Below are 19,000 nucleotides of genomic sequence, written 5' to 3'. Positions count from 1 at the left end.
TTCAGCCGACCATGCGTCGGATGTGCGACGGCGGGGTCGCGCGCATGGCGGTGGCGGGGTTGGTGGGCAAGGCCCAGTACGCCCAATGCATCGCGAAGGCCGGGTGCTTGTCGGCCTTGGTGCGAGAGATCCACCGGCTGAGGAAGAAGCCGGCGCCGGCGCAGAGCACGAAGCCCCACTTGGTGCCGGACATCCAGCCGAGGAACAGAAAGAAGACGAAGGGGAAGGCGACGTCGGCATCCCAGAAGCCGAGCTTCCACTGGTCGTCCAGGCGTCGAGGGATGTAGGTGTCCGACTGCATGGCGCTTCCCCTTTCTCCGTCGTGCTGCCGACCGGCTCAGATGACCGCACCCAGGATTGCGCCGGCGATGGTCAGCCCGACCGCGCCGAAGATCGCCATGCCCAGGTAGAACAGAACGGGCCCGAAGTTGCGCAGGGCGGCCAGGCTGATGAAGGCGACCACGAAGCCGACGAAGCCGACGAGCGCCTTGACGCCCGGCGCCAAGGCGGCCAGCTGCGCCAACGCGGCCGCGAGCGGACCGGCGATGCCGGTGAAGGCCACCAGGTCCAGCGCATGGCTGGGGGCCACGGCCATCAGGCCGGTGATGAAGGTGAGGAACAGGCCGATGCCCAGCATCACCTTGCGCGAAGGGAGGGCCAGGGTCGGTGCGGCGGTTGCATGCATTGCGTTCTCCAAGAGAAGGTGGTGAGTTCAGGGAGTCGGGCGGACGCTGCCGAAAGAGGCAATGGCCCGTTGCACGATTCGCTCGGCGCCGAGCTCGAGTGCCAGCTCGACGCACGCGTCGGCGAGATAGCTGAGGTCGATGACCGGATCCCTCGTGGATTTCTGGATGCGCCGCAACTCGGCAAAGCTCTCGCTCCGGACGATGGTTGCCTTCCATCCAGGGCGGGGCTTGCGCCTTTGCTGCGGGGATGCGGCCGGCGAGGCGTCCGCGGCCGGGTCAACGGCTGCGAGCGCAGGGTCGGCGGGAGGGGTGCGCGCGGGTCGTGCGACGGGTCGATCCATCACATCACTCCCATGCTCGTGAAGACGACTTCGACGCGCCGGTTTCGGCTGCGGCCGCTCTCGTCGTCGTTGGACGCGACGAAGCAGCACCTGCCCTTTGCGTCGATGGCAATCACGTTCGGCAGGTCGGGCACGGCGTCGCGGATGAAGTTGCGCACCGCAAGTGCACGGGCCAGCGCGAGCTGCTGGTTGACCTCGTCGGGACCGACGCTGTCCGTGCGACCGGAGATGACGATGCGGTCGGACTCGCGCGCCAGGCGCAGCGATCGGCGAAGCGTTTGCCGCGACTCCGCCGTGAGGGCAGCGGACCCGAACGGGAACGTCAGCAGGATGTGCGTGTCCGACGGGTCGGCCCGTGGCGCGCTCGCCGGCGCCGCCGCCGCGCGGGGTGGGGCCAGCGGCGATGGCTCGGCCGCCGCGGCGGCAGCGACTCCGTGGCTGGACGGGTCCGTGGCCGTGGCAGCAACCGGCAGTGCTGCGGGACCGGGCAGGGTCTTGGGCGTGAGCGTGGGGCACGCCGGCTCCGCGCACGCGGCGAAGTAGGCGTTCTGGCCGAAGCTCAGCTGCACGATGCGAAGCGGCGCAGGTCGCGCCGGCGCTGTCGCCGCCTGTGCCTGGGCCTCGTTCGCGCGTGGCGCGAAAGTACACGACGCGGTGGCGGCCACGAGCGCGACGGCGAAGCCGCACGCCACCGCGATCCGGGTGAGGTGCAGGTTCATGGACTGACCCTTGCAGAGAGAATGAGCGGCGCCTGGGCGGCCGCCGCGACTGGCGCACTGGCAGATCGCCGTGGGGCAGGGGGCTGCGCGCGATGACCGGCAACTTGACCCGGCAGGCGCCGGTACACCCGCCAGGCGTACGTCGATCGCGCTGCGCGGCAGGCGTTGTCCTTGAGCTGGGTGCAGGCGGCGTTGTAGGCACCGACGGAGTCCCAATTCACGCCCAGGCGCGAGAACTGTTCGGCCAGCAGCCAGGCGCCGACCATGATGTTGGTGCAGGGCTCGTAGAGGTCCCGCTCGCTGATGCCGAAGCGCGCCAGGGTGGGCAGGTGCGAGCTGTTGATCTGCATGAGCCCGATGTCGTAGCTATTCGTGCGCGCCCGGTGCGTCAGGTTCACTGCAGCCGGGTTGAGGTCCGATTCGGCCCGGGCCACGGCGTAGAGCAATTGCGGCGCGACGCCGTAGCGGGCCCCGGCGTCCTCCCAGCAGGCATGCCCGACGCCGTGGACGAGGAGGGCCATCAGGCCTACCGCGAGTTCAAGCGTGTGGGAGCGCCGCATGGTTCAGCCCCGCTGATCCGCATCTGCCGCGGCGCGGGCCGCACAGTTGAGGCGCGCCTGGGTCAGAACCCGCCGAACGGAGTCGTGCTCCGCACGCACAACCGCAACGCAGCCCGTCGCGATCGCGTCGAGCTCGAACTTGGGATTCGGGTGCGAGTTCCAGGCCGCCCGGTGCTCCCGAAGCAGTTCATCGAACTGGCGGCGCCAGACGTGGCACGAGCGGCGCGGGGCCTTGGGATCGCGGGCTCCGAGTTCGGTCCCGAGAAACAGCTGGAGTCGGGCCAGACTTTCGGTGCTGGAAAGGACCAGCTCGATGCAGGCGGAGAGCAGGTCGGGGAAGCGGAAGGTCGGTGACTGGTTGGCGTGACTCGCGTAGACGCTGTGCAACCAGTCGTGCTCGTGCATCCACACACGCGTCATCACGATGGCCGGAGGCTGTGCGGCGACAAGGGTGTGCGGCATCGATGAACCTCGTTGATGAGCGACTTCGGTGTGCATGTGCAGGGCCCTGATGAGGTCCACGACATGCGAAACCTCTGGTCGACAGCGTAGGAAGCAAATCGATGTCGCTCAACTCGAAACGCGGCATCAAGTCCCCCGACTTTTCGACCGTCGATTCGGTCTCTCGACACCCAATGTGCGCAAACGAAGCGGCCCGCACGAGGGCGGGCCGCTGTGTTCGGATCGCTATGCGCGATTCAGCGAATCAGGTGGTAGTTCGCGATCGCGCGGCTCAGCATGAAGAGCATGAGCAGGAGCGCGCCGATCGTGTACAGCGGACTCACGGCGAACGGCAGAAACAGGGCGACGAGCACGAGCGAGAGCAAGGCGATCCCCGTCGTGGCGCTCAAGGTATAGAGCTCGGCGCTGTGGTCCGCGAACTCGCGGGCCCGAACGCTGCGCACCGCGAAGCCGTCGATGGCGCACACGCCCATGAACACCAGCAGCAGCGGCAGCACGTGCAGCAGTGTTGCGGCGCGCAGCGTGGCCAGTGTGAAGAGGGCGTCGACGGATTTGAAGTAGGGCGATGCGAACAGGCGCGTGCTCATCTGTCCGAATTCGGCGGCCATGGCAGTGTTGATTCCGGGGCCGGCTACCTGCACCGTTTCGGGTGGCGGAGAAGAGACGTTCACGCCATTCGCCTGGAATGACAGCATGCGCTCGAGGATCCGGTCTGCGGCCGCACTGCCCCAGAGCGTCGTGTTGAGTTCATGCTCGGCCCTGACGGTCTGCATCAGGCGATCCGGCGGCACGGCCGAAGGGATGTAGAGCACCAGTGCGAGCACGCAGCCCAGGGCCGCGATCCAGACGATGCGGATCATGGCTGCGCCCCTGTGGTGCGCGCAGCGGCGCGGTCGAAGTCGGGGTTCAGGATCGGGAAGCGGCCTTTGATGAGCCGGCCGCCCGACACCTGGGCGAAGTACTGCAGGTTGGGCAGCTTGCCCAGCATGTCCGCGGGAATGCGCTCTTCCATCGCGTCGGTGATCTGGACCGATCGACCGCTGCTCCAGTCACCGAGGTGCGTGTCGGCACCGAGGTTGCGGCCCACGCGCATGGTGTGGATGCCGGTCTTGCCGAAGGTCTCGACCACGAAGTCCTGTGTCGGCCGATCCTTCGTGCGCAGGGCGAAGAGATTGTTGAGGTTGCCCAGCGCCATGCGGGCAGCATCCTCCGAGCCCAGGCGGTTGGCCAGGTCGGCCAGCGTCTGCATCGCGCAGATCGAGTGGATGCCGCCTTCGGCACCCTTGTTCAGGATCTCAATCAGGGGCTTGTTGATGACGTTGGAGACCTCGTCGACCACCAGCGTGATGCGGCCCTGGATGTCCAGGTTGTAGCGCATGCCGGCCCGCGCGGCCATGTCCGCCAGGGCCAGGGCGCCGATTGCGGACGCCACGGACGGATCGGGCAGCGAATCTAGGCACATGTACAGCACATGGCGGCCGCGCTCGATCTTCTCGAAGTTCATGATCGGCCGCGTGTCATCGAGGTCGAAGGGATCCGGGGACAGGCTCTTTCCGAGATCGCCCGAGGTGAGCATGGACAGGATGGGCAGCAGGCTGGCCGTGATCTTCTGGTAGTGCTCGCGGTTGTGGCGGAACACGCGGATCTGGTCGTCGATCACGCGCTCGTGCTGGTTCTGCGGGACCTGCTGCTCGTAGTAGGTGACGTAGGCGATCAGCTGGGTGCTGGTGACCTCGGAGGGCCGTCGGATCTGCCCGCGGCTCGCCTCCTGCAGCAGCTTTCGCATCTCGACCGAGTCGCGCCAGCCCCGCGGCAGGATGCGATCGAAGAAGTGCGTGAGGGAGGCCTCCAGCACGGGCTCCACGCCGCCAGCGACGTACTTGATGAGCTTGACCAGATTGGGCCGGTCTTCCAGGCTGACCAACCCCTGAACCACGACGTTGACGGCGTCCCACCCAAAGGCGCTGAAGGTCCCGTCCTTGTCGGCCGGCATGATGGATTGAAGGCGGCTCGCGATCTCGGTGGGCTTCTGCCAGTTGAAGGTGAAGTCGAGGCGAACACCGACTTCCGGGAAGGCCGGGTGGAACTCGAGGAAGGTGTCGGGCTGGCGGTAGTCCTCGCACGCGCGCTGGACGACGCGCTTGAGGCGGCGGCTGTTCTTGGGGTCGATGAACACGACGACGTCGCCGCGCTTGATGGCCTGGGTCAGCAGAGTGGCCAGTGCGACGCCCTTGCCCGCCTGGGTGGTGCCCACCAGCAGGGTGCCACCTTCGAAGTTCTGCAGCGGCCGGTACAGCGGCTGTTCCTTGGGCTCGACGCCGTGGATGAAGGGCATACCGATCTCCGCATCGGGCTGCGGATCGACGGTGTAGCCCAGCAGCGAGAGCAGGGAGGGCGGCAGCGTGTACTCCTTGTAGTCGATCTTGGCCAGTTCGTAGAGGCGCTGGGAGTGCAGCGGCTGCCACTCGAAGCCGAAGCCGAGAAACACCATGCCCGGATCGGGCGTGAGTTGGCCGAGGCGTCGTGTGGTGATGACCTGCATCGCCCGTCCGGACAGCGAGGCCCGCACCGTCAGGACCCGCGTTGCCTGACGGGCGCGCACGATCATCATCAGCATCGCGAAGGCCGAGAGCGTCAGAGCGAACGGTGTGAACAGCGCCCGTGAGCCAGTGATGTAGACGAAGTACAGAAGGCCGAGCAGCCAGGCCGCGGCAGCCCAGGCCTCGTAGGCGGGCCGCCACGGCATCTCATAGGGCCGGACAAGCATGGCGTCACCTCAGGTGGGTGTGTGGAAGTCGGTCGGGTTGAGGCCCTCGATGTGAGCTGGCTTCACGATCACGCCCGCCTGCTCCTGGCCGCCGATGTCGTACTGGTAGGTCCTGGGCCGACGGTCCTTGGTGCCGACGAGCATGTCCACGTCGACCAGGGCGCGCAGGGCAACGCTCACGTCGATGCTGCTGGCCTTGAAGTGCGACAGCGGCACGAAGACGCCCGAAGCGACGGTGACCGCGATCGCCGTTCTCGCGTCGGCGTTCATCGTCGCGATCGCGTCCTGCAGCGCCTGGCGGACCTGGGGGACCAGGCGCAGCGGTGCCTTCAGGGCGAACCGCCGCGATGGTGCGACCGACGCGGGTTGTGCCGGGATGGGCTCCGGCGGGGCGGCCGCTTCGCTCGGCGGCGCGGGCGACGGCTCGAAGTCGAGTGCGCCTTGCGCGTCCGGTGGCGGCATGGGTGGTTCAGCCTGCCCGGCGACGTCCTCAGGCGCCGGCCGTGGCGTCGCCAACGCGGGGGGCGTTGGCGGCGGGACAGCCGAGATGTTGGCGTTCGTGGCGCCCGCGGTGCGGGATGGGGCAGTGGCCACGCGCGCAATCAACGGCTGTGCCAGGGCATCGACAGGCCTCGTCTGCCCCGTCAGGAGGATGTCGGGCGACGCCAGGCGGATCGCTTCGAGCGGCGCCGTGCTCCCGGGGGGCAGGATGCTCCAGCACGCCTGACCTTCAGGCGGTGCGATGAGCACCCCGGCAGCGGTGAGGATCTCGACGATCGTCTCCGGCGCCTTGGGAATGCCACGAAGCTCGTCGTCTTCGAGCACCTTGCGGATCTCGGCGGCAGCGTTGGGCCAGACGATGAAGAGCCCCTCAGCGCCGAGCCAGATGCGCGAGCGCTCGGTGTTGGGCGACCAGGCTGGATGGGCCGCAACGAGGTGGCGCATCGCATCCAGCAGGTAGCGCTCGATGTGCGCGCCAAGGATCGGCCTGCCGTATCGATGCGCACTGGCCGCGAGGTCGCGGTCGATGACGAGTGCTGCCGACCGCTTGACGAGTTCGATCAGGATGCTCTGCTCGTGCAGCAGCGGAATGCCGGTCATCGAGGCGAGCATTTGCGGCACCACGACGTGGTTGGCTTCGGCGAGATGCTGCATCGCCTCCGGCGACACGATGTAGGGGAGTGCGAACAGGCCCAGGCCGCGGCTATCCGGCGCATTGGCGATCCAGCGCACGAAGAAGCGACGCGCCTTGCGGCGTTCGAGCCAAACCGTCAGGGGCACCAGGTAGGCGGGCCATTCGTTGCCCTGCTCATCGGTGACCGTGGCATGGCTGAGCGTGCGGTGCAATTCGCTGCACAGGCCGGCAAGGAAAGTCGCCTGTCGCCAGCGCGGCTCGAGTTCCTTGCGCACGGTGATGGTGGCCCGGCCGGAGACGATGTGAGCGTCGGTGCCTTGCAGGGCGTAGAAGGCCACCTCCAGGCCAAGCCGAAAGAGCCCGCCTGCGGAGCAGAAGAAGTTGTCGGCTGTCGCGGGCAGCAGGTTGACGTAGGAGGCGTAGCGCCGGATGGGCGCGACGATGTCGCGTTCGAAGGTCTCGGCGTCGCATCCGTAGCAGTACTTGAAGCGCTGGAGGAACTCGGCTTCGGACGCGATCAACTCATCGACTGTCGAGGCGCCGATGCCGGGGTCAACGGAGGGATGTCCCGCGCTTGCGAGCGGCGCGGCGAGACCGCCGGGTTCGGTTCGCGGTGAGGGGTCGCCGCGAAGCCGCTGGCGGCTTTGAAAGAGATTGAGCAGGCCCATGGTCCACGCCACGTCATGAGTGGCGACGATCATGTGGCGGAAGGTGCGGGCGCTTCAACTCGAAAGGCCGGTCGTACTCCCCCCGGAAACACGCCGTCGGTCCGCGCCTCGCGCGGATCGGGTCCTCAGGTCACGCGGCCATCGCAGGCAGCAGGGTCCGGTGTCGCCGGATGAGCATGCAGAAGGGGCAGCCGATCGGGTGCGGCTCGGCCTTGCTCACCAGGTAGTGCGAGCCACAGGATGCGCATTGCAGGAGTTCGAGCTGTTGCTCCGACACGCCCCAGACGGCGTCGAGCAGCGCGGCGACTTCGAAGCAGCGGTCGAAGGTCACGGGCTTCGGATAGTCACGGCAGGCGCGGCGCGTGGTCTCGAAGGCCGAGCACATGGCTTCGGTGGGCGTGACGTCCAATCGAACGAGCCGCCTGAAGTGGAACGCGAAGACCGCGTATTGCACACGGTGGGTGACTTCGGTCTTCGCGGACCAGGAGGCCAGCGGCATAGGTCGCGTGATGAAGGCGCTCGTGACGGTGCGCCGCCCACGCGGAGCGCGGAACAGTCGCGCGCGCGGCTCTTCGGCCAGCACCGCGCAGATCCTGTCGCCAGCGCCCAACTGGTGCAGCCGGTCCAGCAGGCGAACATGTGCGATGTCCAGGTCCAGTTGCCATGGCGGGTCCTGCCTGGGCCGGTGCGGCTTCGATGGAGCAACTGCCAGCCCAGGCGGGGGCGGCCTGCGGACACGAGCGCGAGCACCCGACTTCAGCCGCCAGTCGGTTCGACAGACCGGGCAACTGTCGCGCTGGGGCATCCCATGGGGTGCGAGGTAGGGGCTGCGGCAGTTCAGGCACTCGACGAACGAGAGCCCGCATTTCGTCGCCGCCCAGATGCCGTCGAGCCTGGAGATCAGGAAGAAGGCCTGGTCGAACCCAAGGATGGACTCGGGCTGCGTGGCGCGGTGGTGCCGGAACGCGGCGATCAGCGCGTCCGCCGGCAGGAAGCCTTCACTGGTCAGCCGGCGGTAATGGGTCGCGAGGAAGCAGGCCTCGGCCTGCAGGCGCCTGGTGGTCTTGAAGAAGAAGTCCTCCGAATACTGCGGTCGGCCGATCGGCGCCGGATATCGCTCGCAATAGACGGCTCGTTCGATGTACCCCGGCGTGAGACCGGTGAGGTGGGCGATGGTGCGCAGGCGCGCGCCCAGCATCACGCACTGGCGCGCCGTCTCCAGCGCACGCAGGCTGTACGACGAAAACGGGCTGCCCACGTGTCACCGCTGTGACGCACTCAGGCGTCGGCGACTCGCGTGGCCCGCGCGGTGGCTGAACGAGCCGAGGCGATGGCCGGGGCGATCGCAGGGGGGAGTGCGAGCAGCGAGGAGAGGTCGCTTCGAGGCAGGAAGAGCGCCTGGTCGCCGATGCCGCAGACGAAGCTGAGCAACTCGTCCGGCGCGCGGCTCACGATGGCGGCGAAGTCTTGTCGCGCGAGCCCGAAGCTGCAGACGGCGTCGCCCATGTCGCGCATCGCGGCATCGCGCATCAGCAGAAGAAGGTTCAGGTTCGCTCGCTGAACCTGCGAGAGCGAAGTTGCATGGTCCATGGTTACGTCCCGGTCTGCCTTGTGGCTGGTCGACGCGGGACGGCATGCGGACCCGGCGTCAAGTCGAGGCGGCGGTGCCGCGGCGACTTGAGCGAAAGATTACCGATTCTTGGCGCAGGGTGTCAACGCATATTAGCGTTACATGTACTTTCTGAACAGACTAGACGGCGCTGGAAGTAAATTAGTTAGTGCGTATTGCGTCAGTATCATTTTGTGAGTGCGCGCAATTCGCCAAATGGATCGTCCTTCAGTGGTGGGCCAGGAATCGCCGCAAGCCGGTGCGGGCCGCTTGTCCCCAGCGTCTGACGAATGCCAGTTGCAGCGCCCTCAGGCGGCCGGCGCTTCGGGGGTGAACCCCACCTGCAGGGCATTGAAGATCGTCAGCGGGCGTGTGGGCTTCTCGTAGAGCAAGGCACGGTAGGAGGCGCCGACCATGGCGAGTTCCTCCTCGGTGGCAATGCCCGTCGCGATCTGCCCGGTGAGGATGACCACCGGCCCCGACGGAACGCGGGCGCGAATCTTCGAGAGCAGGTCCTTGGCGGTGGTGTCACCCAGCAGCCAGTCCACGACGAAGCCCTCGAAGGGCTCGGACTCCATCGCGGCCAGCAAATCGCCGGCGCAGTTGAACGGCTGCGCGTCCATCCCCTTGGCACCGAGGAAGTCGACGATCGACTGGGCCGAGTCGCTGTCGTCATCGAGAACGGCGACCCGCCTGGGAGGCGAGCGCTCGAACAGCAGTCGTGCGAGTTCGTAGCTGGGGCTGTCGGCGACCTCGGACGCTGACGCGACGGTCCATTGATCCGTGGTCTCGTCGTGCATCGCGACCATCGGCCCGATGCGTCCTGCAAGCGGCTCGCCGACGGGCCAGATCGTGCAGGGCAGGGCGGCGCCGGCGAAGGGCAGCGTGGCCGGGATCCCGGGTACATCGGCCAGGGCCGACATGATCGGGATCAGCGGTTCGTGGAAGTGACTGGCGAGTTTCCTGATCTCCTCGATGGACCAGGGGGCCTCGCCCAGCATGCGCCGGCGCACCTGGGTGTACGACATGCCCAGGGCAGCTTCGAGGGCGCGAAACCGTTGGCGCTCGGGCACTCCGTGCCGGTCCAGCATCGTCTCGATGAAGGCAGCGAGGGCTCGGTGCCGATCTTCTTCTGGGTGTTCGGCTGCCATACCTAGCCCAACGGGATGAGCGGGAAACTTGCGTGCGGAGTCATCATTCATCGCCGCCAAGTGCAAACGAAGGCCAAATAAATTGGCATTCGCCGATCCTTGTTCTTGTCCCTCCCCGCAACCGTCGGATGCTACTGGATTTCGCGGGGGTCGTCGCCTATGGCGAGCACGGGACACGGAGCGATGCTGTGGGTGGTCGGCATGCCGACGAACCTACCCCGAACTCGGAAGCTTATGTCCCTGCGCGCGGTTGTGCACGGGGGAAAGTCGCAAGCAGGCGAAAAAAAGGGCGCCGCGGTTGCGGCGCCCCTTCAGGGTGATGACGACCGCCCAGGGTCGTTCGATTCAGCTCAGACGGCTTCGGCCAGTTCGCTCCACTCCTTCGCGCCCTGCTCGAGCATGCGGCCGCCGATGGCCTCCAACTCGGTCGAGCGGTCGTACAGGTCGAGTTCCTGCGCGTAGCCGGTGACGGCATTGACCAGGCCGAAGCCGGTCAGGTCGCCGTCCTTGATGAGGGCGCGCAGCACCCCGACCTTCTCGTGCTCCTGCAGCAGGTACTTCACCGCCAGGCGCTCGACGCTCTTGACCGGGTCGCCCACCAGCTTGATGCCCATCGTCTTGCGCATGCGCTCGGCGATCAGCGAGAAGGTGGCCTGCGACACCGCCGCTTGCACGGTGTCGCGGACCTTCAGGAAGAACGCGGCGTCGTCGGCGGCGAGCGTGTCGTCCTTGAAGATGGTGACCTCGTCGGGCGAGGTCTCGCTCATGCGACCGATGTGGGTCTTGCGCATGGACTGGTCGGCCGCGATGAGGCCATTGCGGCACAGCAGCCGGAAGATCAGTGGGCTCACCGAGAGCGAGCCCTGGCCGGTTTCGGAGTTGCTGATCACCACGCCGGCGTGCACCACGTCGCCCGGCGCCAGTTCGAACTGGACGCGGGAGGTCACGACCTTCAGGTACATGCGGCTGTCGGTGACCTCGCAGGATTCGACGCGGGCGCCGGGCAGTTCACGCAGCATCGGGTAGACGTGCGCCAGCAGGTCGTAGTTGTCCAGCCGGCGGTAGCGGTCCGACAGGAACGCCCGCGCGTTGCCGTCGAGCGTGCGCACCATGCGCTGCTCGGGCTGCGCGTGGAGCCACGTGTCGATGTTGCGATCCAGCAGCGCGGGCTGGTCGGTGCGCATGCGCTCGAAGTAGGCGAACGGGATCTTCAGGCGGTCGGCGAGTTGCCGGCGGCAGTTCTCGGTGGTCCTGAAGGTGCGCACGCCGTCGTGCGTTTCGATGTTGAGGACCGACGTGCCGTTCTCGCTGGTGATGTGGTGCATCAGCGGGGTCGGAACGATCATGTCCTGTTTCGTCGCGAGCTGCCGCTCGAGTTCGGTGGCGAGGTCGACGAGGGAACGTCCGTACTTCATGGAGATCTCCAAATGAAATACGGGGACGGCTCTACCCCGGCAGCGGGGAAGCGCGTCCCCGCGGGGGTGAGGGCTCAGCGAGGCTGAGCGGCGATGCGGCACGAACGGCGACCGTCGTGCACTGGGATTGAAGGGCTACCTTCGCTGGAGTTCAGCGTGGCCTGGCAGCTGCCACTTGGGAAACCTCTGTCGCTGTGCCCGCACGGGGCACACGGAAAGAGGGGGTGGCATTGCTGCCACCCCTGAAAGCTTACGCCGCGCGCTTGTCCTTGGCAAGCGAGGCGAGCCAGATGTCGGCCCAGTCCGTGCCCGCTTGGCGGGGCACGAAGACTTCGACCGTGCGATGGATGCCGGCCTTCTTCGCTTCGCGCACGAGTCGCTGGGCGAGGATGTAGGCCGAGGCCTGGCCAGCGAACTCGGCGTCCGCGTCGTTGTCCGCGTAGATGCACACCCGCCGCACCCGCTCGGGGATCCAGATCCTCTCGAGGTTGCCGCAGTTGATGGCCGCCCAGGTCGGCTTGCCAGTGCGCAGGCGCACCGCCAGCGCGGTCTCGATCCCTTCGGTGAGTGCCAGTTCCTCCGTGGCCTCGTCGAGGCGCACGGCCGCACCGTTGATGCCGGCGGACAGCAGCTTCTTGGACTGGTCGCCGAGTGCCTTGCGGCCCTCCTTGAGGTACGTCCGGTGCAGGGTGACGGCGTGGCCGTCCGGCCCCTGCACACAGGCGACCATTGCGGCGTAGCTGGCGATCAGCTTCGAGCGCTTCTGCCCGGGCTGCTTCTCGTAGTAGCCCAACGCCGGATGAAACCGCAGCGTCCTGGGGTAGGCGCCCTGGTTGATGCAACGGCCGCGCAGGTAGCGGTCGACTTCGTCGCCGATGGTGACCGGCTTGGCCTCGATCCAGGTCTGGTGGCACAGCCGCTTCATGCGCTCCAGCGACGGGCCGGCCAGGCCGGGTGATGACGCCGGCCGCACCGATCCCACGAGCGACTCGATGTCGTCGAGCAGATCACTGAACCGTCCGCCGCGTACCGCGTGGGCGAGCTTCAGTCCGCCCCCGGCACCGCACGAGCGGCAGTGGTAGTTGCCTTCGCCGAACTTGTCGGTGTACTGGAAGCGGTCGGTGCCGCCGCAGCCGTCGATCGGACAGGGCAGGTTCTTGCCCTTGAGGATGTCTTCGTCGACGCCCAGCGACCGCAGGATGCCCGTCCAATGCCCGTGCGCGCGGGACTTCACGTCGCTCACGCGCGCTTCAAAGTCATGGTTCATGGTCTTGTCCAATGTGTTGAGGCCGGGTGGCCGGAGCCCCGCCACGAGGGCGGAACTCCGTGCACGTCCCAGGTCCTCGATGGAAGATTCAGCCGCAGTTGCCGACGTGGTTGCACTCGGTGCAGCGTTCGCAGCCATCCACGCGTCGCAGCGCGCGCGCCCCGCACTCCGGGCACTGGCGGCCGCGGGTCACGAAGCTCGTTGTCGCAGGCTGCGTGTCGTGCCGGTCGATAAGGACCAAGTCATCGTCTCCGCCCAACTGCAGTTCGAGCTGGCGAGACAGCCTTGCGGACATCTCGAGCACAGGCACCTGGTGGCCGTCGGCATCCAGGAACCCGCGCTTGGCCAGCATCTGCTGCAGCCAGTAGCCGATCGCGGCGACCTCGGAGTCATGCCAGCGCCTCGCGGTGTGGCCATCGCCACGCAAGACGACGCCACATTGCACGGGCCCCTTGTCCCAGACCACCTCGCGCATGTTCTGCAGTGCCTTCTCGATCGACCCGCCGGAGCGGCCGACCATCGAGAGCATCCGCATGTTCGACGCGATCCATTGCTGGCCCTCGTCGCGCTGCCCGGCCGGCATGAAGAACTCGACCGGCCGTTCGATGACGACCTGGCGGCCGTCGACGGTTCCCGCCACGCGCATGAAGTTGATGGTCAGGTAGACCGACTTCTTGCCTTCGCTCGTGCAGTACTCGACCTTCGAGGTGACCCCTTCGAGATCGCCCGGCGGCCGGCTGTCGAACTGCCGGCGCAGTGGGTCATCACCGTCCGATGTGGGCAACGTGGCCGCGGAGGCGCTTTCGACGCTCAGCACCGCCCCGGTCACGGGGTTGGGCCGGAAGGTCGCCAGTCCCTTGATACCGGCCTGCCAGGCCTGCAGGTACAGGTCCTTGAAGTCCGCGTAGGGATAGTCCGCTGGAACGTTCACCGTCTTGGAGATGGCGGTGTCGATGCACGGCGCCACGGCGGCCACCATGGCCACGTGGTCGTTCGCGCTGAGCTCCAGCGCGGTGATGAACGCCGGTGTCAGCGTCGCCTGCTCGCCCTTCAGATGCCGATACAGCCGCCACGCATGATCCTCGACGGCGTACTCCTTCGTGCTGCCGTCTGGCATGCGCTTCTTGCGCTGGTAGCTCCAGCTGAAGGCGGGCTCGATGCCATTACTGGCGTTGTCCGCGAAGGCCAGGCTGATCGTGCCCGTGGGCGCGATCGACAGCAGGTGCGAGTTGCGGATGCCGTGCTGCCGGATCTGCTCGCGCAGGTGCGCAGGCAGACGCGAGGCGAAAGTGCCACGCGACAGGTAGCGCTCGGCATCGAACGCCGGGAAGGCCCCGCGCTCGCGCGCAAGTTCCACCGACGCCGCATAGGCCGCGTCGCGCATCAACTCGGCCATGCGCCGGGCCTCCGAGCGCGCTTCGGGCGTGCCGTAGGCAAGGCCCAGCATCACGAGGGCATCGCCCAGGCCGGTGAAGCCCAGACCCACCCTGCGCTTGTCGATCGCCTGTCGCTGCTGTTGCGCCAACGGCCACACCGTCGTGTCGAGCACGTTGTCCAGCATGCGCACCGCGACGCCGGCCACTTGCGTGAACCGTTGGTCGTCGAAGCGCGCCGCCGGCTCGAACGGATCGAGCACGAATCGGGTCAGGTCGATGGAGCCCAGGCAGCAGCAGCCATAGGCCGGCAGCGACTGCTCGCTGCAGGGATTGCAGCTCTCGATCGTCTCGCAGTACGACAGGTTGTTGTCGCGGTTGATCGTGTCGATGAAGAGCACGCCGGGTTCGGCGTGGTCGTAGGTGGACCGCATGATCTGGTCCCACAGGTCGCGGGCCTTCACGGTGCGGTAGATCCAGGCGCGCTCGCTGCCTTCGCGCCGGCGCGCGCCAGTGGCCTTTTGTGCTGCGCCCGGCTCGGCTCGGTGAACCAGGTCCACCTCGCCATCGGCGAGGACGGCCTGCATGAACGCATCGGTCACGGCGATGGAGAGGTTGAAGTTCTTCAGGCCACCGTCGTCCTTGGCGTGGATGAACTCCTCGATGTCCGGGTGATCGCAGCGCAGGACGCCCATCTGGGCGCCGCGCCGCGCGCCGGCGCTTTCCACGGTTTCGCAGGAGCGGTCGAAGATCTGCATGTAGCTCACCGGGCCCGAAGCGTGGCTGCGTGTGCTGCCGACCCACGCGCCGCGCGGGCGGATGCGCGAGAAGTCGTAGCCCACGCCGCCGCCGCGCCGCATGGTTTCGGCGGCTTCGGTCAGCGCGGTGTAGATGCCGGGATAGCCATCGTCGACTTGCGCGATGGAGTCGCCCACCGGCTGCACGAAGCAGTTGATGAGCGTCGCCGCGAGGGGCGTGCCTGCGGCGGACTGGATGCGACCGGCCGGCAGGAAGCCCTGCTGCAGTGCCCACAAGAAAGCTTCACGGTGCTGGTCTCGACGTTCGGGCTCGACGTCCGCGAGCGCGTTGGCGACGCGCGCGTTGACGTCCTCGATCGACGTCTCGTTGTCCTTGCAGTACTTCTCGCGCAGGACATCGAGGCTGATCGTTTGCGGCTCCAGGGCCGCGGCGGCGGGGACAAGGTCTCTGAGGTTCATGAAAACTCCTCGGGAACGGGGTACCCACGCGGCAAGGCGCTGCCAGGCTGCTCGCGGTGTTGCGAGGCAACCGGCAACGCTCGGATGCGCTTTGTGGGCGGGAGGGCGGCAGATGGCCTTTGCAGGCCGATCGGTGTGCCGCCCGACGGGGGATGGCCCGGACAAGACGAGATCTGGTCCGGTGTGTGGCCGCTGCAGGGCAGGGGCCGCGATTGAAGGGCTGACTTCGCGCCGGAGAGCGCCAGGCCTGTCAGCTGCCTGCTGGGGAAGCGATGCTTTCCGAAGGGGTGCACTCCCTCGGGAAAGAACCGCCAGCACCTCTCGCCGCCACCGCGGACGGCGTTCCAGCCGGTCGCGAGCTTTGGCGAGAGCGGGCCACCAGGCTCAGCCGCGCCGCCGGGAAGGCGATACGACTGACCACGGTGGTGCCCAGGATCTTCAGCGTCCGCGCCGCGGTGGCACGAACTGCGGGTTCTTGATGCGCCAGGTCGGCGAGACCGCGTAGCCGGTCGGCGTGCGCCGGCCGGTGTCCTCGAAGAGGCCGGTGGCGAGCAGGGGCTCGATCAGCGGCTCGTTCTCGGACCACGACTTCACGCAGAACTCGTCGTCGGCCAACCTGACACCCGAAGCCGCCAGGTTGCAGCTCAGCATGGCCAGCGGCTCCGGCATCTCGTCGTCGGCCGTGTAGAGCTCGACGAACAGGGCGCCGCCGACGGGATAGCGGCCCACATGGATGCTGGCCAGGCCGTAGGGGGTCTGTGCGGAGCCGATGGAGGGAAGGTTCATCGACATGATGGTGTTCTCCTTGAATGGACCGACCTGCGAAGGCCGGTCGTTCGAGTTGCGCTACTGCGGCAACGGCTCCGTGTAGAGCAGGCCGCACACCATGGCGCTTCCAATGGGGTGGCTGGCCAGCTCGCGTGCCGTGGCCAGGACTTCGTGCGGCATGGCGCCGTCGAGCCGGGCGATCTGGAATCCAGCGACATCGGCATGCACCTGGTAGGCGGGCCGATCGGCGCCGGCGACCACAAACGTGCGGCCGGGCGCGCCGGTGAGGACTTCGCTTTCCTTCACGAGATGCTCGAGCTCGTCGAGCGACCGCACCGGCAGCAGACGCTGCATGGGCAGCGCGCGGATGGACAGGTTGAGGTGGTTCACGGGGTCTCCTGTTCGTCTGTGACGACGCACGTCAGACGGCGGCTTGTTGCGGCGTGGCGGCCTTCGGACCCATGTGGGGTCGGCGAGTACGCCGTGAGCACGGGCGTGGGGGCCTGGCGCACCGAGCCCGGCCCGGCCTCCTCCACGACACACAGCAGGTGCAGCGACTGCGCGGCCGGGTCGCCCTCGGTTGCGGCGGCCTCGGCCTGCACGGGCTCCGGGTCGAAGCCCTCGAGAGGCTCGTCCAGCTTCCCGGCGATGCCCCAGAGCACGAAGACGATAAGCAGCAGCACCTCGGGACGGATCAGTTGAGCGGGCATGCGGCCTCCTGCGCCTCGTCACCGAGGTGCGATGCCAGCGCGAACAGGTCCCGCTGGCTGGCGTCGGACGACGTGGATGCCTCGTGCCGGCGGATCTGCTCGTTGAGCCACTGGGGATTCGCCTCCAGCTGGGCCGCGGCGAAGTGGGGGTCGCTGTAGAACAGCTCCTGGGCCCACTGCGGGTAGCGCGCGATGGATTCGCGAAGCCAGCGCCTCGCGTTGACGAGCAGCCAGTGGCGCAACTCCTCGACATCGAGCAGGCCGAAGTAGGCCGTCGGCGACATGGGGCTGGTGCCGACGACGCGGACGCACGAGGCGAACGAGAAGGGGAGGTGATCGTTCGACGGACTCGTCAGGGCCCAGTCCAGCGTCTCGATCTTCTCCTCCAGCGGCGTCTCGGGATCGGTGAGCTTTCTCAGCTCCTGCAGCAGCACCCAGTGCAGTTGCACCACGGCGGACTCGCTCCACTCGGGAGCGTCCTCGATCGCGATCAACTGCTGCAGCGCGTCCTGGGTCTGCAGCGGCAACTGGTGCAGTTGCAGGGTATGGACGGCATCGGCACGGCCGGGGATAGATGGGGGTTCGTCGAGGTCAAACAGCGAACCTCGGATGCAAGCGTTGGCGACACTCATGTTGAGCATTGCTGCCTCCATGGATGCGCGAGGCAACGCCCATCCCCGCAGGGGCAGCTGTTGCCCCGCGGGGGTTGAGTGAGTGGCCGGTCATGAACCGGCATATAGGGCTGGCTTGGGCGGCAAGAGCCGCTGGATCGGTGTGCCAGCTACCGATCGGGAGAGACCTTTCGGCGCGCGACGAAACGGGTCGCGCCTCGAAAGGCCGATCGGCGGATGCGGATGTGCCCGGAGGGGCCGGGCGGTGCGTCGATTCGACGCTCTGGAGGGCTTGCCTGATTTGGGGTGCAGGGCCAGCTACTGCACAGGCGCGAACCTTAGCGCCCGGCGCCGTGCCCTGTCAACGGCGAGGCGACGGCCGATTTGGAGGGGGGGTTCGACCCGCCTTTCCGGTGGCGCGCGCCGGCGACGGTCGGGATGATTGCGGTACCCGCCCAACCTCACTTGGACAACGGAGCGTGCCATGACCTCAACCCGACTCGCCGTCATCGACACCGGCCAGGTGAACGAGCGCATTCTGAACAAGGACGAGTACCGGGCGGACTTTCGCAAGGTCGAAGGCGCCTCGCTGAAGCGGACCACGCACCTCTCCAGCCCGCATGCCAAACGCATGTTCGCGCGCTGCTTCTACAGCTTCCAGGCGTCGATGTACTTCATCAGCCAGCTCGGCCGTGCCAAGCTCGATCACGAGGTGGTGGAACGCATCGAGCAGAACATCCGCGAGGCGCTGGACGCGGCGACGGATGAGATCAACAGAGCCATCGACCAGGCCGAGGCGCTGCTCAAGCACCACAACATCGAGACGCTGGCGTCCTACGACACGGTGCCTCTGCGGGAAGAAATCGGCATCACTTCCTCGTTCGGCCGGCGCTACTTCGACCTGATGCACAAGCTCGACATCATCATGCCGATGATGGAGACGCTGGCCATCGAGGAGATCATCAGTGAACGCGAGCTCGAGACGCGCCGGTCCCTGTACAAGCGGGTCGTGCTGAGCATCTCGACCAAGGCGCGCAACCTCTGGATGGGCGTGCGTCGCCGCATGAACGAACGTGACGCGAGGCTGGCAGCGGAAGCTGCCAAGCCGCGGCCGCCGGCCCCACGACCGGCGCCCTCGACCAACCCCGACCAGGACGGGCCCCTCGCGGGCGAAGCTGCAGCCGATCAGCGCGTCGATGAACCCCCTCCAGTTTCGGGTGAGCAGACGGCAGCTTCGATCCCGGAAGCCGCGGGTCAGGAGACCGAGTCCGTGCCCGCTGGCGCTTAGCTGCCTAGGCCGAGCCGACCGACGATCCAGCGGCGAAGCGCGGCGCTGCCCTCCGCGTCGGCCACCAGTTCCTTCGGAGTTCTGCCTGCCAGCTCTGCGATGGGCAGCGACACCCAAACCGAATAGCCGAGCGCAGCCGGGACGATCTGCTCCGGCGCTTCCTCCATGCCGAGTTCCAGCAGCAGCCTGCGGACGTGGGCGATGGCCATCAGGTCGGCGGGCATGGGCTCGTGCGGCAGGATCCAGTGCCAGC

The 19,000-nt window shown here is 67.4% G+C and carries 21 protein-coding genes; 1 reads left to right on the top strand and 20 read right to left on the bottom strand.

Annotation, left to right across the window (positions count from 1 at the left end):
• Position 1 precedes the first annotated feature (1 nt).
• From traL to Q0599_RS00180, 19 genes are all read right to left on the bottom strand, one after another.
• Entirely contained in the window at positions 2 to 301 is a 300-nt protein-coding gene (gene traL / locus Q0599_RS00270; protein WP_298824052.1) for a type IV conjugative transfer system protein TraL, read from the bottom strand.
• Positions 302 to 337: 36 nt separating this feature from the next.
• Complete coding sequence (locus Q0599_RS00265; protein WP_298824049.1) at positions 338 to 685, bottom strand: hypothetical protein; 348 nt, start codon at positions 683 to 685, stop codon at positions 338 to 340.
• Positions 686 to 712: 27 nt separating this feature from the next.
• On the bottom strand, positions 713 to 1,027 hold the full coding sequence (locus Q0599_RS00260) for a hypothetical protein (RefSeq protein ID WP_298824046.1): 315 nt from the start codon (positions 1,025 to 1,027) through the stop codon (positions 713 to 715).
• Entirely contained in the window at positions 1,027 to 1,746 is a 720-nt protein-coding gene (locus tag Q0599_RS00255; RefSeq protein ID WP_298824043.1) for an OmpA family protein, read from the bottom strand. The genes Q0599_RS00260 and Q0599_RS00255 overlap by 1 nt, the downstream gene beginning before the upstream one ends.
• Positions 1,743 to 2,267, bottom strand: a complete 525-nt coding sequence (locus Q0599_RS00250) for a lytic transglycosylase domain-containing protein (RefSeq protein WP_298824039.1) — start codon at positions 2,265 to 2,267, stop codon at positions 1,743 to 1,745. The genes Q0599_RS00255 and Q0599_RS00250 overlap by 4 nt, the downstream gene beginning before the upstream one ends.
• A 42-nt stretch (positions 2,268 to 2,309) precedes the next feature.
• Positions 2,310 to 2,768 (bottom strand): hypothetical protein, encoded by a 459-nt coding sequence (locus Q0599_RS00245; RefSeq protein WP_298824037.1) that lies wholly within the window; start codon positions 2,766 to 2,768, stop codon positions 2,310 to 2,312.
• 236 nt (positions 2,769 to 3,004) lie between these two features.
• Positions 3,005 to 3,628 (bottom strand): DUF4400 domain-containing protein, encoded by a 624-nt coding sequence (locus tag Q0599_RS00240; RefSeq protein WP_298824034.1) that lies wholly within the window; start codon positions 3,626 to 3,628, stop codon positions 3,005 to 3,007.
• Positions 3,625 to 5,535 carry a conjugative transfer system coupling protein TraD gene (gene traD, locus Q0599_RS00235; protein WP_298824032.1) on the bottom strand — a complete coding sequence of 637 codons (1,911 nt, stop codon included), beginning with the start codon at positions 5,533 to 5,535 and terminating at the stop codon, positions 3,625 to 3,627. The genes Q0599_RS00240 and traD overlap by 4 nt, the downstream gene beginning before the upstream one ends.
• 9 nt (positions 5,536 to 5,544) lie before the next feature.
• Complete coding sequence (gene mobH, locus Q0599_RS00230) at positions 5,545 to 7,371, bottom strand: MobH family relaxase (protein ID WP_298824031.1); 1,827 nt, start codon at positions 7,369 to 7,371, stop codon at positions 5,545 to 5,547.
• Between the two features lie 97 nt (positions 7,372 to 7,468).
• The gene (locus Q0599_RS00225; protein ID WP_367180880.1) at positions 7,469 to 8,539 is read right to left on the bottom strand and encodes a hypothetical protein; all 1,071 of its coding nucleotides are present in this window, start codon (positions 8,537 to 8,539) and stop codon (positions 7,469 to 7,471) included.
• Positions 8,540 to 8,616: 77 nt separating this feature from the next.
• Positions 8,617 to 8,928, bottom strand: a complete 312-nt coding sequence (locus Q0599_RS00220) for a hypothetical protein (protein WP_298824026.1) — start codon at positions 8,926 to 8,928, stop codon at positions 8,617 to 8,619.
• A 327-nt stretch (positions 8,929 to 9,255) separates the two neighbouring features.
• Positions 9,256 to 10,164 (bottom strand): helix-turn-helix domain-containing protein, encoded by a 909-nt coding sequence (locus Q0599_RS00215; protein WP_298824025.1) that lies wholly within the window; start codon positions 10,162 to 10,164, stop codon positions 9,256 to 9,258.
• Positions 10,165 to 10,448: 284 nt separating this feature from the next.
• Positions 10,449 to 11,513 (bottom strand): DUF932 domain-containing protein, encoded by a 1,065-nt coding sequence (locus tag Q0599_RS00210; RefSeq protein ID WP_298824022.1) that lies wholly within the window; start codon positions 11,511 to 11,513, stop codon positions 10,449 to 10,451.
• A gap of 250 nt (positions 11,514 to 11,763) precedes the next feature.
• Positions 11,764 to 12,780, bottom strand: coding sequence for a toprim domain-containing protein (locus Q0599_RS00205; RefSeq protein ID WP_298824019.1), 1,017 nt, complete (start codon positions 12,778 to 12,780; stop codon positions 11,764 to 11,766).
• 88 nt (positions 12,781 to 12,868) lie between these two features.
• Positions 12,869 to 15,370 carry an adenosylcobalamin-dependent ribonucleoside-diphosphate reductase gene (locus tag Q0599_RS00200; RefSeq protein WP_298824016.1) on the bottom strand — a complete coding sequence of 834 codons (2,502 nt, stop codon included), beginning with the start codon at positions 15,368 to 15,370 and terminating at the stop codon, positions 12,869 to 12,871.
• A 438-nt stretch (positions 15,371 to 15,808) separates the two neighbouring features.
• Positions 15,809 to 16,162 (bottom strand): hypothetical protein, encoded by a 354-nt coding sequence (locus Q0599_RS00195; RefSeq protein ID WP_298824013.1) that lies wholly within the window; start codon positions 16,160 to 16,162, stop codon positions 15,809 to 15,811.
• Between the two features lie 54 nt (positions 16,163 to 16,216).
• Entirely contained in the window at positions 16,217 to 16,528 is a 312-nt protein-coding gene (locus Q0599_RS00190; RefSeq protein WP_298824011.1) for a hypothetical protein, read from the bottom strand.
• Entirely contained in the window at positions 16,525 to 16,848 is a 324-nt protein-coding gene (locus tag Q0599_RS00185; protein ID WP_298824009.1) for a hypothetical protein, read from the bottom strand. The genes Q0599_RS00190 and Q0599_RS00185 overlap by 4 nt, the downstream gene beginning before the upstream one ends.
• Positions 16,833 to 17,480, bottom strand: a complete 648-nt coding sequence (locus Q0599_RS00180; protein WP_298824006.1) for a hypothetical protein — start codon at positions 17,478 to 17,480, stop codon at positions 16,833 to 16,835. The genes Q0599_RS00185 and Q0599_RS00180 overlap by 16 nt, the downstream gene beginning before the upstream one ends.
• A 463-nt stretch (positions 17,481 to 17,943) precedes the next feature.
• Here Q0599_RS00180 and Q0599_RS00175 point away from each other — a divergent pair, with 463 nt between their 5' ends.
• Entirely contained in the window at positions 17,944 to 18,747 is an 804-nt protein-coding gene (locus tag Q0599_RS00175) for a DUF1845 domain-containing protein (protein ID WP_298824003.1), read from the top strand.
• Here Q0599_RS00175 and Q0599_RS00170 read toward each other — a convergent pair.
• Positions 18,744 to 18,971: a hypothetical protein gene (locus tag Q0599_RS00170; protein ID WP_298824001.1), complete on the bottom strand. Its 228-nt coding sequence runs from the start codon at positions 18,969 to 18,971 to the stop codon at positions 18,744 to 18,746. The two genes, Q0599_RS00175 and Q0599_RS00170, sit on opposite strands and share 4 nt — an antisense overlap.
• Positions 18,972 to 19,000 lie beyond the last annotated feature (29 nt).

It is taken from the genome of uncultured Piscinibacter sp., from assembly GCF_937952055.1.
Taxonomy (GTDB): Bacteria; Pseudomonadota; Gammaproteobacteria; order Burkholderiales; family Burkholderiaceae_C; genus Piscinibacter.
This window is presented reverse-complemented; position numbering and strand designations above follow the sequence as displayed.